The sequence below is a fragment of the Nesterenkonia salmonea genome, from assembly GCF_005771525.1.
Taxonomy (GTDB): Bacteria; Actinomycetota; Actinomycetes; order Actinomycetales; family Micrococcaceae; genus Nesterenkonia; species Nesterenkonia salmonea.
The window spans coordinates 24,178-37,562 of the sequence record NZ_VAVZ01000017.1 but is presented as its reverse complement, the minus strand read 5'-3'; the positions used below and the strand labels follow the sequence as shown (position 1 = coordinate 37,562).

Annotated in this window: 16 protein-coding genes; 8 read left to right on the top strand and 8 right to left on the bottom strand. The window is 59.6% G+C overall.

Annotated features, from left to right (window positions below; all coding sequences use genetic code 11):
• Window positions 1-13 precede the first annotated feature (13 nt).
• From FEF26_RS07515 to FEF26_RS07490, 6 genes are all read left to right on the top strand, one after another.
• Entirely contained in the window at window positions 14-703 is a 690-nt protein-coding gene (locus FEF26_RS07515) for a GntR family transcriptional regulator (RefSeq protein WP_138252926.1), read from the top strand.
• 122 nt (window positions 704-825) lie between these two features.
• Window positions 826-1,599 carry a TetR/AcrR family transcriptional regulator gene (locus tag FEF26_RS07510; RefSeq protein ID WP_166432952.1) on the top strand — a complete coding sequence of 258 codons (774 nt, stop codon included), beginning with the start codon at window positions 826-828 and terminating at the stop codon, window positions 1,597-1,599.
• Window positions 1,596-2,504 carry an ABC transporter ATP-binding protein gene (locus tag FEF26_RS07505; protein ID WP_138252924.1) on the top strand — a complete coding sequence of 303 codons (909 nt, stop codon included), beginning with the start codon at window positions 1,596-1,598 and terminating at the stop codon, window positions 2,502-2,504. Before FEF26_RS07510 ends, FEF26_RS07505 begins: the two co-directional genes overlap by 4 nt.
• The gene (locus tag FEF26_RS07500; protein WP_138252923.1) at window positions 2,501-4,129 is read left to right on the top strand and encodes an ABC transporter permease; all 1,629 of its coding nucleotides are present in this window, start codon (window positions 2,501-2,503) and stop codon (window positions 4,127-4,129) included. Before FEF26_RS07505 ends, FEF26_RS07500 begins: the two co-directional genes overlap by 4 nt.
• A gap of 19 nt (window positions 4,130-4,148) precedes the next feature.
• Entirely contained in the window at window positions 4,149-4,382 is a 234-nt protein-coding gene (locus FEF26_RS07495; protein WP_138252922.1) for an NINE protein, read from the top strand.
• 78 nt (window positions 4,383-4,460) lie between these two features.
• Window positions 4,461-5,150 (top strand): TVP38/TMEM64 family protein, encoded by a 690-nt coding sequence (locus FEF26_RS07490; RefSeq protein WP_138252921.1) that lies wholly within the window; start codon window positions 4,461-4,463, stop codon window positions 5,148-5,150.
• Window positions 5,151-5,193: 43 nt separating this feature from the next.
• Here FEF26_RS07490 and FEF26_RS07485 read toward each other — a convergent pair whose 3' ends face one another.
• The 5 genes from FEF26_RS07485 to FEF26_RS07465 form a co-directional block, all read right to left on the bottom strand.
• Window positions 5,194-6,111 carry a nuclease-related domain-containing protein gene (locus tag FEF26_RS07485; protein WP_138252920.1) on the bottom strand — a complete coding sequence of 306 codons (918 nt, stop codon included), beginning with the start codon at window positions 6,109-6,111 and terminating at the stop codon, window positions 5,194-5,196.
• Complete coding sequence (locus tag FEF26_RS07480) at window positions 6,108-6,833, bottom strand: MOSC domain-containing protein (protein WP_138252919.1); 726 nt, start codon at window positions 6,831-6,833, stop codon at window positions 6,108-6,110. Before FEF26_RS07480 ends, FEF26_RS07485 begins: the two co-directional genes overlap by 4 nt.
• Before the next feature lie 65 nt (window positions 6,834-6,898).
• Window positions 6,899-7,456 carry an acyl-CoA thioesterase gene (locus FEF26_RS07475; protein WP_138252918.1) on the bottom strand — a complete coding sequence of 186 codons (558 nt, stop codon included), beginning with the start codon at window positions 7,454-7,456 and terminating at the stop codon, window positions 6,899-6,901.
• 152 nt (window positions 7,457-7,608) lie between these two features.
• Window positions 7,609-8,478 carry an ABC transporter permease gene (locus FEF26_RS07470; protein ID WP_138252917.1) on the bottom strand — a complete coding sequence of 290 codons (870 nt, stop codon included), beginning with the start codon at window positions 8,476-8,478 and terminating at the stop codon, window positions 7,609-7,611.
• Window positions 8,475-9,443, bottom strand: a complete 969-nt coding sequence (locus tag FEF26_RS07465) for an ATP-binding cassette domain-containing protein (RefSeq protein WP_138252916.1) — start codon at window positions 9,441-9,443, stop codon at window positions 8,475-8,477. The genes FEF26_RS07470 and FEF26_RS07465 overlap by 4 nt, the downstream gene beginning before the upstream one ends.
• A 105-nt stretch (window positions 9,444-9,548) precedes the next feature.
• Here FEF26_RS07465 and FEF26_RS07460 point away from each other — a divergent pair, with 105 nt between their 5' ends.
• Complete coding sequence (locus FEF26_RS07460; RefSeq protein WP_138252915.1) at window positions 9,549-10,289, top strand: TetR/AcrR family transcriptional regulator; 741 nt, start codon at window positions 9,549-9,551, stop codon at window positions 10,287-10,289.
• A gap of 51 nt (window positions 10,290-10,340) precedes the next feature.
• On the opposite strand, the gene FEF26_RS07455 is transcribed toward FEF26_RS07460, so the two are convergent.
• Window positions 10,341-10,844: an NAD(P)H-dependent oxidoreductase gene (locus FEF26_RS07455; RefSeq protein WP_243730477.1), complete on the bottom strand. Its 504-nt coding sequence runs from the start codon at window positions 10,842-10,844 to the stop codon at window positions 10,341-10,343.
• A gap of 77 nt (window positions 10,845-10,921) precedes the next feature.
• Window positions 10,922-11,845 carry a DUF4031 domain-containing protein gene (locus FEF26_RS07450; protein WP_138252913.1) on the bottom strand — a complete coding sequence of 308 codons (924 nt, stop codon included), beginning with the start codon at window positions 11,843-11,845 and terminating at the stop codon, window positions 10,922-10,924.
• Window positions 11,846-11,944: 99 nt separating this feature from the next.
• Here FEF26_RS07450 and FEF26_RS07445 point away from each other — a divergent pair, with 99 nt between their 5' ends.
• Window positions 11,945-12,409 (top strand): GNAT family N-acetyltransferase, encoded by a 465-nt coding sequence (locus FEF26_RS07445; RefSeq protein ID WP_138252912.1) that lies wholly within the window; start codon window positions 11,945-11,947, stop codon window positions 12,407-12,409.
• 62 nt (window positions 12,410-12,471) lie between these two features.
• Here the strand turns inward: FEF26_RS07445 and FEF26_RS07440 are convergent, their stop codons facing one another.
• Entirely contained in the window at window positions 12,472-13,203 is a 732-nt protein-coding gene (locus FEF26_RS07440; RefSeq protein WP_138252911.1) for an aminoglycoside 3'-phosphotransferase, read from the bottom strand.
• Between the last annotated feature and the right edge of the window lie 182 nt (window positions 13,204-13,385).

Genomic DNA, 13,385 nt, shown 5'->3' with positions numbered 1-13,385 from the left:
GATCGGAGCATGAATGTCCAGCCCTCAGCCGTTCAAGCGGGTCAACCGGGAGTCCACCGCCGGACTCATCACCCGCCAACTGCGCGAGGCCATTATGTTCGGCAGGCTGGGACCCGGCACTCAATTGTCTGAGGCGACCCTTGCGGCCGAGTTCGGGGTCAGCCGCGGCCCACTTCGTGAGGCTACCCAGCGCCTAGTACAGGAGGGACTGGTGCGTGCCGAACCGCACCGCGGCCTCTTCGTCAAAGAACTGGATGCGCATGAGGTCCGGGACCTCTACGCAGCCCGCACCGCCATTGAAACTGCGGCGGGGCGCACCATCATCCGACAACGCCAACAACGGGCAGTGCTTGCACTCAGGTCCGCCTATGAGGCCATGCAGTCCGCTGCCGAAAGCGGCGCGCTGGACGACCTCTCAGACGCTGACCTGCATTTTCACGAGGTCTTGGTCAGCAGCGCGGGCAGTCCACGGCTGCAGCGGATGCACCAGACACTCATGGTAGAGACCCGCATGTGCCTGACAGCGCTGCAGGGGACATACCGGGATCCCGAGGACCAGGTGGCAGAACACCGTCGCATCACCGAGGCCATCGCCTCAGGGGACTCTGATGCTTTCGCTGGTGCCATTGAGGAGCACATGCAGGAGGCCCTCGACCGGCTGATACCCGGAGGACGCAGCGCGGACGCTGCCACCCACGGCTGAACATCAAACCCCTGGTGTTCAGCCCTATTGTGGCCTGAACACCCGTTCAGCTACCGTTCTTAGTACGGACTGAACAACCGTTCAGACGCCCATTGTCTCGTCTGCGGAATGGGGTCACTCTGGTGGTCTACAAGTACGGAGCATCACGCGGATCGCAAGGACACAGTGCCGGAGGCAACGCTGGTCCTCCGGCAGCGGATGCCAGATCCAGAATCCTCGAGTCCGCTATAGATCTCTTCGGCGAACACGGTTTCCAAGAGGTCAGCCTCAAAGCCATCGCCGCACATGCTGGTGTTTCCGCTCCGCTGGTCATCCACCACTACCAGTCCAAGGCTGGACTCCGTACCGCGTGTGATCGCCATGTCGCCGAGGAATTCCGGAAATCAAAAACAGAGTCTGTCCGCTTCAAAGGCCCCATGCCGCGCAACTATGCCCTGGATGCCATTTACGCCAATCGGCATCTGCTGAAATACATGATCCAGGCGTTCGCCGCCGGTGGTCCGAACATGGACGAGCTTTTCGACCGGATGATCGAAGATTCACTCGACTACCTGGCGGAGGCTGAGAGCCTAGGACTGGTCCACCCAAGCAAAAATCCCAGGCATCGAGCTGTGGTGATTTTCCTACATTCCTTCGGCGCCCTCATGTTGCACAAGCAGATGGAACGTGAGTTCGGCGTCAGCCCCCTGGATGGGGACCCCAAGGATCTTCTGCCCTATATGGCCGCCGTGCTGGAGGTACACACCCAGCCGGTCATCAATGCGGAGAAGTACCGCGAGCTGATGGAGTCCCAAGAAGCATTCGACCGGGACATCCACAATGATGTGCCCGAAGACGCTCCCGGGGCCGAGTCAGCAGTCCCAGCGACTCCACAGAGAAGCGGAACAGACCGATGAGCAATCAGAATTCCGTCATCTCTGCGCACAACGTGGTGAAGACCTTCGGCGCAGTCAGAGCATTAGACGATCTCAGCCTCGAAATCGCACCCGGCGAAGTGCACGGTTTCCTGGGGCCCAACGGCTCCGGCAAATCAACGACGATGCGCATCCTGCTCGGGCTCATGCGCCAAGACTCTGGAACGGTGCGAATCTTCAACCGCGATCCATGGCATGACGCGGTCGCATTGCACCGGCGCTTGGCGTACGTTCCGGGGGATGTTGAATTGTGGCCGAACCTCACCGGAGGTGAGGTCATCGACATGTTCCTGCGGTTGCGCGGTCAGTATGCACACACCAGAACGCGCCGAAACGAGCTCGTAGAACGATTCGACCTGGACCCGCGGAAGAAGACACGCACCTACTCCAAAGGCAATCGTCAGAAAGTCGCACTGATCTCGGCGCTGGCATCGGATGTCGATCTGCTGCTCCTCGACGAACCGACCTCAGGTTTGGATCCGCTTATGGAGGCCGAATTCCAAGAAATCATCAAGGAGGAGCGTCTGAAGGGGCGGTCAGTGCTGCTCTCCAGCCACATACTTGCCCAGGTAGAGGCGTTGTCGGACCGGCTCTCCATCATCCGCGCAGGCCGCGTAGTGGAATCGGGAACACTCGCAGAGTTGCGGCATATGACAAGGACTACCTTTGAGGTGGAGACTACGCATTCTGTCGAAGCCCTAGTTGGCCTGAGCTACGTTCACAACATCCGCACATCGGGCGCGCGCAGTCTCTTCGAAGTCGATGCCGAACATATTCAGGATGTGATGGCTCGCCTGACCAGGCTGCAGACGCAGTCGATTGTGGCGCATCCGCCCACACTTGAGCAGCTGCTCATGCGGCACTACTCCCATGAGGTGCCCTCATGACGGCGATCGAGCTCAAGCATGACCACACGCTCTCCGGCACCGGTGCCCTCTTACGATTCATGCTCCGCCGGGACCGCATTCGCACCAACGCGTGGGTGGTGGGCATCGGAGTGGCGGCCTTCTACTTCGCCCACGCCATCCAAGTCATCGCCGAGTCAGCCGATGAGCTCCGCTCCCTGACCATCATGTTCGCCGATCCAGTCGGAAGAATGATGTCGGGACCCGGATTTGGGATGGAAGAGCCTACTCATGAACGGTTCTTCGCCAGCGGTTACGTTCTGTACCTCTATATCCTGATCGCGCTCATGAGCGCCTTCACCGTGGTCCGCCATACCAGGATGGAAGAGCAGACCGGTAGGGCAGAGCTGATCAGGGCAAACGTTGTGGGCAGACATTCGACGCTGACGGCAACACTGGTCCTGACAGGTGCAGCGAACGCAGTGGTGGCAGCATTGGTATGGATGGCTGCCTTCACAGCGGGATACGCCGCTATCGGTTCCGCTCTGGTGGCCCTCGGAGGCTTCGTCGTCGGTTTGTTCTTCGCCGGCGTAGCCGCGGTCACCAGCCAACTGTGTGAAACCTCGCGGGGGGCTGCAGCAACAGCAGGTGGCGCTATTGGCGTTGCTTTCCTCATACGAATGGGAGGGGACGCAGCAGAGCCTGGTGGCAGCGCGGCCTCCTGGTTTTCACCTCTTGCTTGGTCCCAACAGACCGCCCCCTATGTAGACGATCGTTGGTGGCCGCTGCTCCTCACGGTCGGCGGGACCATTCTGCTGTTGTGGTTGAGCTTTTCACTCTCTGCTCGACGCGATCTGGGAGCCAGCCTGTTGCCTACCCGACCGGGTCGGCCGAACGCTCGCCCGACTTTGGGATCTCCCTTGGGATTGGCCTTCCACACACTCAAGGGCACCCTGCGCGGGTGGGGTATCGCACTGATCCTGACCGGGCTCATGTTTGGCAGCTTCGCCCAGACTATGGTCGATGCCGCTGATGATCTTCCCCAAGAGATGGCGCAGATTTTCGCTGGCGAAGACATGGTCAAGGGTTATCTGGCGTACGCTGCGCTATTCGTCGCCGTGTTCGTGGCGGCTATGGTGGTCGGCGCAATGCAGCAACTGCGCAACGAGGAGACCCATGGAAGGGCTGAGCTGGGACTGTCCACACCAATGAGCCGAGTCACCTGGCTGGGAGCCCATGTCACCGTCCTCCTTCTGGGCATCGCCACCGTACTTGTTGCCGTCGGGTCACTGATGGGGGTAGGGGCAGTTGCGGTCCTGCAGGGCAATAGCGAGGGATTCTTCGTCGAGTTGTTGGCAGCATGTGTCCATCAGGCACCTGCCGTCCTAGCAGTGGTGGGCATCGTCGTCGCGTTCTTCGGTTGGCTGCCTCGCGCCTCGGGCAGTGTGGGTTGGGCCATCGTCGGGTACTCAGCGATCATGGCCAATTTCGGCCAGTTACTGGAACTTCCGCAGTTCTTTCATGAACTCAATATCTTCGGCCACCTGTCTCCCTACCCCGTCGAGGCCGTGTCATGGACTTCTGTCGTGATTCTCACGGGGATGGGCGTGACCGGTATTCTGGTGGGACTGCTCGGCTGGCACCTACGTGAGATCAACCGCGCCTGAGCAGGGGTAGACTCACGCCATGGCATACCGAGACTTTGACGGCCCACAGAAGGATCCCGGCCTGGCGTTCGTGCTGGCTTTACTGGGGTTCTTCTTCCTCGCTGGCCTGCAGTACTTCTATCTCGGCAAGTTCCTCAAGGGTTTTCTGTTTCTCATCACCATCGGATTCCTCTACATAGGCACGATCATCTCCCTGTTCACCATTAGACGGGCAACCCGGAAAGTGAACCGGAAACGAGCTCTGGGGTTCTGATCAACCGCGCCGTTCCCCCGGCTGCGCAACGGAACCGAAATCCGTGGACTCTTCTGTCACGTCTGTAGCCTGGCCTGCATGACCAGCGAACCCAATGAGCCGCAGGACCCGGCCCATGATCAGGAGCGGTGGGTCTCAGTTCTGCGCAACACAGCTCTAGGCGCCGTGGTGCTTGGGCTTCTGTGGGTCGTATTCAATGTGGAACTCCCCCCTGTTCACGTGATACAGCGGAACATCGAAGCTCTGGGATGGGCCGGATGGATTGCTTTCGTTGGCCTCTACGCGTTGGTAGCCACCACACCTATCCCGGTGACAATCATGGCAGTGGCTGGTGGGATTCTCTTCGACGTGGCAGCAGGGACCATTCTGTCTGTTGTCGGAGTCATGTTGGGCTGCTGGATTGCTTATTGGGTGGCCCGCGGCCTGGGCAAACACACCATGATCAAGCTGCTGGGCAGGCATCGCGCCACTGTCGAGCAGCATCTTCGAGACTCTGGATTCTACGCAGTAGCGACGCTGCGGCTAATACCGGGTATCCCTTACTGGCCGGTCAATTATGGGAGTGGTTCGTTCGGCGTCAGACACACTCCGTATGTGCTGGCGAGCTTGGTTTCCTGCATCCCAGGTCAGTTCTCCCTAGTGGCAATTGGAGCTTTCATCGCCGACCCATCAATCATGACTGGCGCCGCAGTGGCCATCGGGTGGGTTGCGGTGGGCATACTGACCGTGATGGCTTACCACCGTTGGCGCAGCGACCGTCAGGTCTAGTTGATCACGCAGCGTCGGGCCTCTGAACTGCTCCGTCCCCCTATCAACTGACTTGAACCCGGGGCGCTAAACGTGAGGGCCAGGTGGACTCATAGGACCCGAAGCCCGCAATGTCACCCGCTAGCGGTTCCAACAGGCCCGTGAGCTGCTCGACGTCGACCCGCCGCTCGCCGGAGCCAGCCCTGAGGACCTGATCCAATTGGGGTAGGTCGATGACTCGTCCGTGCCATCCTCTGGAGACCTGACGGCTCAGCGCATGTAGGCGAACTTGGGGGTGCGAGTAGAGCACGCAGATCTCCACGAAACCTGCATCGACGCCGCTTTCGGCTGCAATGTTCTTCAGGTCCCGGGCTTGTTTCGCGGCTTGGTCAATAGGAGCCTCCTCCGCAATACGAATGGACCGGTCCTGGCCTCCGATATGAACCGCGAACGTGTCTTTCGAAGGCAACGGACCCACTACGGCCCCCAGATCCGGATGTATGGTTCCGGGAGGCACCCCGTCGAAGACCAGCCCTTTCCATCCCTTGTTCTCAAGCAGGAGCACCTTCTCGGACGTGACCACCACGTGGTCGATCTGCCTCCGGTAGAGGTCTCCCCCAACGGCCCGGTTCTTTCTCAGGAAGACCACGTTGCTCAACAGGACGCCGTCGAGCTGTTCGCTATGGCAGGCATTCAGAATGCTGTGGCGGGATCGCAGGTCATAGTCCAGGGCCTTCGCCAGGTATCCGGAAAGCGCCTGCTCCCGTGCCTTGGCGGTCTGCTCAACGAGAGTGAGCTGATGGTTGCTCGACTCAGCTCGCTGCGTCGATTCCTCCCTCACCTGGCTGAGTTCCTGATCTCTGCATTCCAGCGCTGCTGAGTGGGCTTCTCTGATGCGAACTTCTCTGCGACGGGCCAGGAGACCACCACCAACCAGCACGGCGGCAAAAACTGCGACAAGCAGCCACATCATCGTCGTCATGATTGTACCTGCGGGGTGGGATGACCCACCCGGACTGAATCACCGACGGTAACGCGACCGGGAACGACGACGCCGGCGTAAACGGCAGCACACATCTCGCGGTGTTGGCCCAAAAGTTTCAGAAGCCGACCCTTCGCCTGAGCTCCATCTTGGTCAAGGTCAATAGTTCGGCAGCGCGGAATTCGTCGCTGAACTGACAGGCGCACGGCACCGTCAGGGCCTTGCCCAATGTCAAGGCTCTGACCCGTCCATGATTCCTCAATGAAGGGTTTCTGCGTCTGCAGGACCACATTGACGCGCAGACGCCGAGGGTCAGCGTTGATCCCCCACTGCTGTGCCATCCAGGCGAGAGTTGCACTCCCTATGATCGAGACAGCCCCGCCGTCATAGTGGGGTACCTCAGTTTCACCACTCACTGACACTGGAGCGCCTATGACTGCGGACAGGTCCTCACGCAGCTTGGGCTCATCGACTGCCCAAGTGCCGCGGGGTCCCGTGACTCTTACCGTGGTGTCCTCGGTCTGTGCACGATAGTCAAAAACGGCGTCGTGGCGGCGGAAACGGGAACCGTCCTTCCCAGAAGCGAGTTTTCCGTCCTGGTCCGTCACCGCGTACCAGCGATCCCCAACGAGTCCTCGCTTGTCCAATTCGACGAAAGGCAAGGATTCTCCGCCCATGGCCTTGACCGGGTATCGGCGGATTGAGATGACGGTGAGCTCCATGGCTCAACATTAGCCAAACGATCGCTTCAGCGCACGGCTTTCGTGATCCCTCGTGAAACGTCCGCTTAGAAACTGATATGTGGTGCGGGCTTGCGGGACGCAGGGAGCGCAAAGTCTTGACGCCATGCCTTGAGGTCGTCACTCACTTGGAAATTCTCTGGAACGGGGTGCCCGGTTTCCGCCGCCATTTCCAAGATCTCCTCCATTGGCACAGGTCCGTTCTTGCCGATGAGCCTGCCGGCTACATGAGCCCGGACGTAGATCTCCCCGTCCACCACCACACGGTGTTCAATATAGAAGCAGCGGTCGTCAACACCTATGAACTTTGTGTAGATCTGGAATTTGGTCCAGAAGTTCACTGACTTGCGGAACGTGATCTGCTCGGCCTGGACCACCGGATTCCATCCCCGTCGCTTGGCTCCTGCCCACAACCCGGAGCGGACCATCATGTCGAAACGGCCTAGATCGAACAGGCTGAAGTACTGACCATTGTTGATATGCATCAGAATGTCGACATCGGTGGGTAGAGCGCGCAGGGTGATCTCCGCAGCTTCCCAAGGCGTGGTGCGGCGACGGCGTCGAGCCTTGAGCAGAATCAGCAGAGTACGGAAGATCACATGCATACGGCCAGGTTACTACGGAGTAGCAATCGGTACTACACGCGGGCTGGGTCTTCAGAGCACTGAGGACACTACGTGAAATATGCCGCCGAACCTTCGACCATCTAAACGCCACCCGCCTGGCACGGCATTGAGCGCAATCTCCCCGTGAGGCACTATCGACTGAGACTCTTGAACTGGCGCACAGCCAGCGGCACGAAGATCGCCATGACCACCGCAGGCCAGATGATCGCCGCCGCTAAGGCATGCCCGTCAATCCAATAGGCAGGTTCCAAATATTCGATGCCTGGAGTATTGAACAGCTCGCGGATCGCAGTAGCTGTTGATGAAACTGGATTCCATGCGGCGATGGCTCCTAACCAGCCGGGCATCATCTCTGGTGGGGTGAAGACCGATGAGATGAAGCCCAGGGGAAATGCAACGGCAAAGAGCATCCCCGCCGTCTCGGTGTTCCTAATGCACAGCCCAAGGAAGATGCCCACAAAAATGAGCGCCAAGCGAAGCCACAGCAATAGAGCGAAAGCTGCCAGAGTGGCACCGAGACTGCCACCTGAGCGCCACCCGATCAACAGGGCAACCCCGGCAATGACCACCAGGTCGATACCTGCGCGAATCACATCCGAAACCGCCCGTCCGGTCACCGGCGCTGAGGAAGACATCGGCATAGACCGAAAACGGTCCGTGAAACCTTTCTCCTTGTTGTGCGTCACAGCGTAGGCAGTGTCCATGAACCCAAGCGCCATCGTCATCGCAAACATGCCCGGCATAGCGAAGTCCACATATCCTTCACCAGCCCCTTGACCCGTGACGTCCATTGCGGAGCCGAAGACATAGACGAACATGAGCACCATCACCACAGGGAAGCCGATCTGCCAGGCGAAGGTCGAGGGTTGGCGGAACAGATGAGTGAACTCCTGAAGAACAATGGTCCAGCAGTCGCGAATCCCCCAGAGCATCCTGGATCTGGATGTCTCTCCCGTGGCTTTGTGATGAGCCTTTTGCGTCGTCGTTGGGGTTGTTGTCATCGGGTCTCCTCCAGGGTGGTCTCCGCGGCAGGGGCGGTGAGGTGCAGAAACGCTTCGTCAAGAGTTGGGCGCCGAAGTCCAATATCAGCGATGTCGAGCTGTTGGGCACTGATCTCCGCAGCTACCGCAGTCAGTGCCGCCACTCCGTCTTTTACGGAGACACTGAGCCGCGCCTCGGCGTCCTCGAGGACAGGCTCGGCACCGAGGACACGCCTAATGAGCTGTTCAAGCTGCTCCACCTCGGAAGGATCTGTGGCGACAAGCTCGAGCCACTCGTCGCCGATCCTGCGTTTAAGCCCTGCAGGAGTGTCTTCCACGAAGTTCTTACCGTGATTGATCACGCTGATGCGGTCACAGAGCTTGTCGGCCTCGTCCAGGTAGTGGGTCGTCAGCAGGACGGTGGTCCCCTGTGCTGCAAGGTGCCGGATCGCTTCCCATACTTCCCGACGCCCTGCTGGATCCAAGCCGGTGGTCGGTTCGTCGAGGAACAGCACCTCGGGTGCCAGAATCATGGATGCCGCCAGGTCCAACCGGCGGCGCATCCCCCCTGAGAATTTCTTGGGGGTCCGGCCGGAGGCGTCGGTCAAACCGAAAGTGTTCAAGAGCTCGTCGGCACGGCGCTGAGCATCAGCAGTGCTCAGGCGGAAAAGCCGGCCGAACATCGTGAGGTTTTGTCGAGCAGTCATCAGGTCATCAACGGCTGTCTGCTGACCCGTCAAGCCGATGCGCCGCCGAACCTCTCGGGCCTGGGTTTGAACGTCCCAGCCCGCCACACGTGCACTACCGCCGTCCGCGTGGGTCAATGTGGTCAGTATTCGCACAGTGGTGGTTTTGCCGGCGCCATTGGGTCCGAGCAGGCCGTGGACCGTGCCGCGCGGAACTTCCAAATCCACACCGTCGAGTGCTGTGCTGCTCTTGTACCTCTTGATGAGTCCTTGTGCCACCACAGCTGGTTGTTCTGTCATCTGCGCGCCTCTCCAATATCTTAGTACGCCGTACGTCGTACTGTGCACGCAGAATACTAGCGTACAGTGTGCGCAATAGACAAGGGTGTAATTCCTGGAGGCGCAATGAACGATCAGAACCCTTTGACGAGGAGCTTGCAGCTGCTCTGGAACGGACTCCCCGAGCCGGAAAAGGGCCCGAAGCCCAAGCTGAGGCTTGACCAGATTGTTGAAGCAGGAGTCGCCTTAGCGGACGCCGAAGGATTAGAAGCACTGTCCATGCGCAGACTGGCACGTGTCTTGGATGTGGGAACAATGTCGCTGTACCGGTACGTCCCGTCCAAGACTGAGCTTTTGAACCTCATGCTCGACTCCGTGGTCGGCCCCTCACAGCACCGGCTCTCGTTGGTCGGCGGAGACTGGCGAACGTTCCTCACCGCCACGGTGCACGAGGGGCGGCGGCTCTACTTGAATCACCCGTGGACTCTGCAGGCCAATTGGAGCCGGCCCGTCCTGGGTCCCAATAGCGTCGCAGACCTAGAACTGTTTATGGCGGGAGTGAAGGATCTGCCGCTAAGCGACCAGCGCAAGATGGACCTGGCCACCGTCTTGGACTCATATGCCCAGGGGACGGTCCGCCAAGAGATGATGTGGATCAACGCGGCCTCGGAAAGCGGAATGACCGACGATGAGTTCTGGGGTTACCAGGTCCCCACGCTTGAGAGAGAAATGACCTCAGGACGGTTCCCGATGATGGCCGCCCTTGATAACGAGACGTTCAACAGCACCTGGGAAGAGAGCTTCGAATTCGGGCTACAGCTGCTTTTGGACGGGTTGGAGACCACTATTCGCCGCGCGGAGCAATAGCGTCTCGGAGAGGTCAAAAGAACTGATTCGAGAGTGAGATCGGCGGTGTGGCTAACCATCTTCGCGGTGGATAGAAAGTCCAGTTTCTCCAGGCGATATGGTAAGTAGCGCCCACGGTTCCAGGGCACTCATCCCGGTGTAGGCGAAAGTGCCGTGCAGAAGGCCGAACAGCAGCTCATCGATCTCTCCGCTTTTCCCTCGAGGGCCGATCGAAGCAGGACGGTCCCCCAGAGTCACTGCGACCAACGCGCGCTTTCCTGTGAAAGGGCCCTGTTCGTAGCGGAGACGTTGCCCGGTCTCTACATCCTTGCCGAAGGCGAAGCCATTGACGAAGATCCGGTCGAACCATCCCTTGAGGATCGCGGGCATTCCGTACCACCACAAGGGGAATTGCACTATAACGGCATCCGCCCGGCTCAGCTTCTCCTGCTCCGTCACCACATCAGCGGGCAGCTTCCCTTCCCGGTAGGCCTGCCTCACATCCTCCGTCACATGGAACCGCTCCTCGTCGGGAATGTCAGCGTCCGCACGTTGAACCACAGGGTTCCAGTCCATTGCGTAGAGATCAGATTCAAGTACCCTATGACCGCCTGCTCGCAGGTGGGTTACGCCGTCCCGCCTCAGTCATGGAGTTACCCACCCCGTTCGAGCTCGTTCAGTTCAGCCTCGACATTGCGTCTGGCAGCGGCCTCCCACAGGGAGTAGCCGGTGGAAGTGTGGAAGAGCTTCGTGGAGCTCAAGAGCCCCTGCAGCACATGTACTCGACCAGCAGAGAAGTTCTCTTCTGGGACATGAGCATAGTCCGCGCGAACTTGAGTGGCGTAGCGGCGATATTCAGCGCGATCGCGGCCAAGCACCTCCAGATCCGCGTCGCTCAGCACCGCTCCGGCGACGTCGCCTGCCCGCGGGGTATGAGTGGCGGTGAGCCTCACCAGCCGAGTGACCTCAGAGATCTCCACATCGGGCAGCAGTGTGTCCAAACGCTGCTGAGCTAACTGCGCTGAGTCCTCTTCATCTTGTCCGGCCGCCCCGGCGTAGACAGCATCGTGAAACCATCCAGCCAGCGCCACCAGCCGACTCTCTACCTCACCCACTTCACCAGATCGTTCCAGGAGGCTGCTGACCCGAAGCACTGAGACAAGATGGGGCAACGCGTGGTAGTGCCGGTGCGGTTCACTCCAACGGGCCAAGAGGTCGCGGCCCACAGTTTCCCAGGCCTCACGGGCGGCGTCGTCATTGGCATGTCCTGAAAGCTTCTGCCAACGATGAAGCAGACCGCGGCGCACCTTCTCCGGGCGTTCCCGTGCCTTGACCCGCAGCCCGGATCCTGACAGCCGACGCGCCAACTCATGGCCGCTGACTGGTATTGCACCCAACGCGATGAGGTCATCAAACCGGTGAGCCGGAACATCGTAGTGGTCGCGGTCGAAGGCGCGGTCGCTGATTGCTGCATTGCGGGCGAACAGGTGCAGTTCTTGGAGCGAGACATCTGAGATCACGTGCGAAAACACGGTCTCATGCGCCGGCCAGACCGGGGGGTCGATAAAGATGGCCATGCATACAGAGTACAAAGCACCTCACCCAACAAAAGGATTCACGCCTCATATGGCGACATGCGTGATTCCGCCGTAACAATCGCGCGAGATCATAGTTTCATGCGGATTACCCCTGGCGACTTTGAATCTCCTGAAGTCCGGTCTCTTATCTCCGACCACCTTCAAGAAATGCGGGCCACTTCCCCCGCGTGCAGCGTTCACGCCCTCGACCTCACGAAAATGCGTGACCCAAGACTGTCTTTCTGGACGGTCTGGGCACATAGCGACGCTGACGAGCGACTCGCTGGCTGCGGAGCGCTCAAGGATTTGGACGGAGAAGGCGAGATCAAGACCATGCGGACTGTACCGGTCATGCGAGGCCGGGGCGTGGCACGCCTCATGCTTGAACACATCATCAGCCAGGCACGCGCTCGGAATTTTTCACGAGTGAGTCTGGAAACCGGCAGCCAAGACTTTTTCTCTCCCGCTCGGTCTCTTTACTATGCCCACGGCTTCACGGAGTGCCCTCCATTCGGTGACTACACCGAGGACCCCAACAGCGTGTTTATGACGCTGGCACTGTGACAAGGACCCATTGGATAACCTGCCAGAGCTTTTAAGGTTTGATCAGCCCACAGGAGAGCTGCTTAGTCCGGCTCGTCCCAGAGACGACGATAGGCGCGGATGCGCTCCGTATCAGCCTCGAGGCCATAAGCCTCGAAGAAAAGCTCGTCGTAGCTGCGGCCAAAGTTGATGTCCCAGCTGATGCTGTAGGTAGCGATGGCTAGGTCAGCCCATCGGTCAGCGACCCCTAGCTGGGCCAGGTCTACAAGTCCGGCAAAGCACCCGTCCTCGGCAATGAGTGTGTTGGGCACACATGGGTCACCGTGACAGACCACCAAGTGATCTGGCTCCGGGGCTCGATCCAGTTTCGAGGCCAACCATGTGCCTATATAGGGGCAATACTTGACCGGAACTGTGTCGTGGAGCTGGCGCAGGCCCGCAGCGATTGCCACGACTGCGGTCTCCGGGTCCGCGCGCCAACGCCTGGCATGAGCTGACTCACCGTCGATTCCCTCGGTGACAAGCCACGCGGCGTCGTCGTTCTCACCCTGATCTTCGACTCGTGGTACCCGGATGAAATGTCCTGCCCAGGAGAGTTTCTCGGCTTCCGCTGTGAGATCGACATCTTGTCGGCGGGCGGGATGTACCCCAGAGTGCGGCTGCCACTTCACGAAACGGGTGCTTCCACTGCCCTGCAGCCGGAATGTGAGACCACCCAGCTCATTGCGCCAGACAGGTTCGACGGCGTCCCCATTGGCGATCTCCAGCACCTTTTGCGGAGTCTGCGTAAACCCACGGAGAAAGTCACGGGGCATGAAACACGACCTTCTGGTGTCGAACGACCATCTCTTCTCCCCAAGTCACGAGTTGTTCGCACCGGTCCACGGAGTAAACGGCAGGCAGACGCATGGGCTCATCTTAGGAGCGAACCCTTACCGGAGCTTTTGTAAAGCTTTTTCGGAACGGCGTCGACCAATCATCAGAGAGCACATAATAA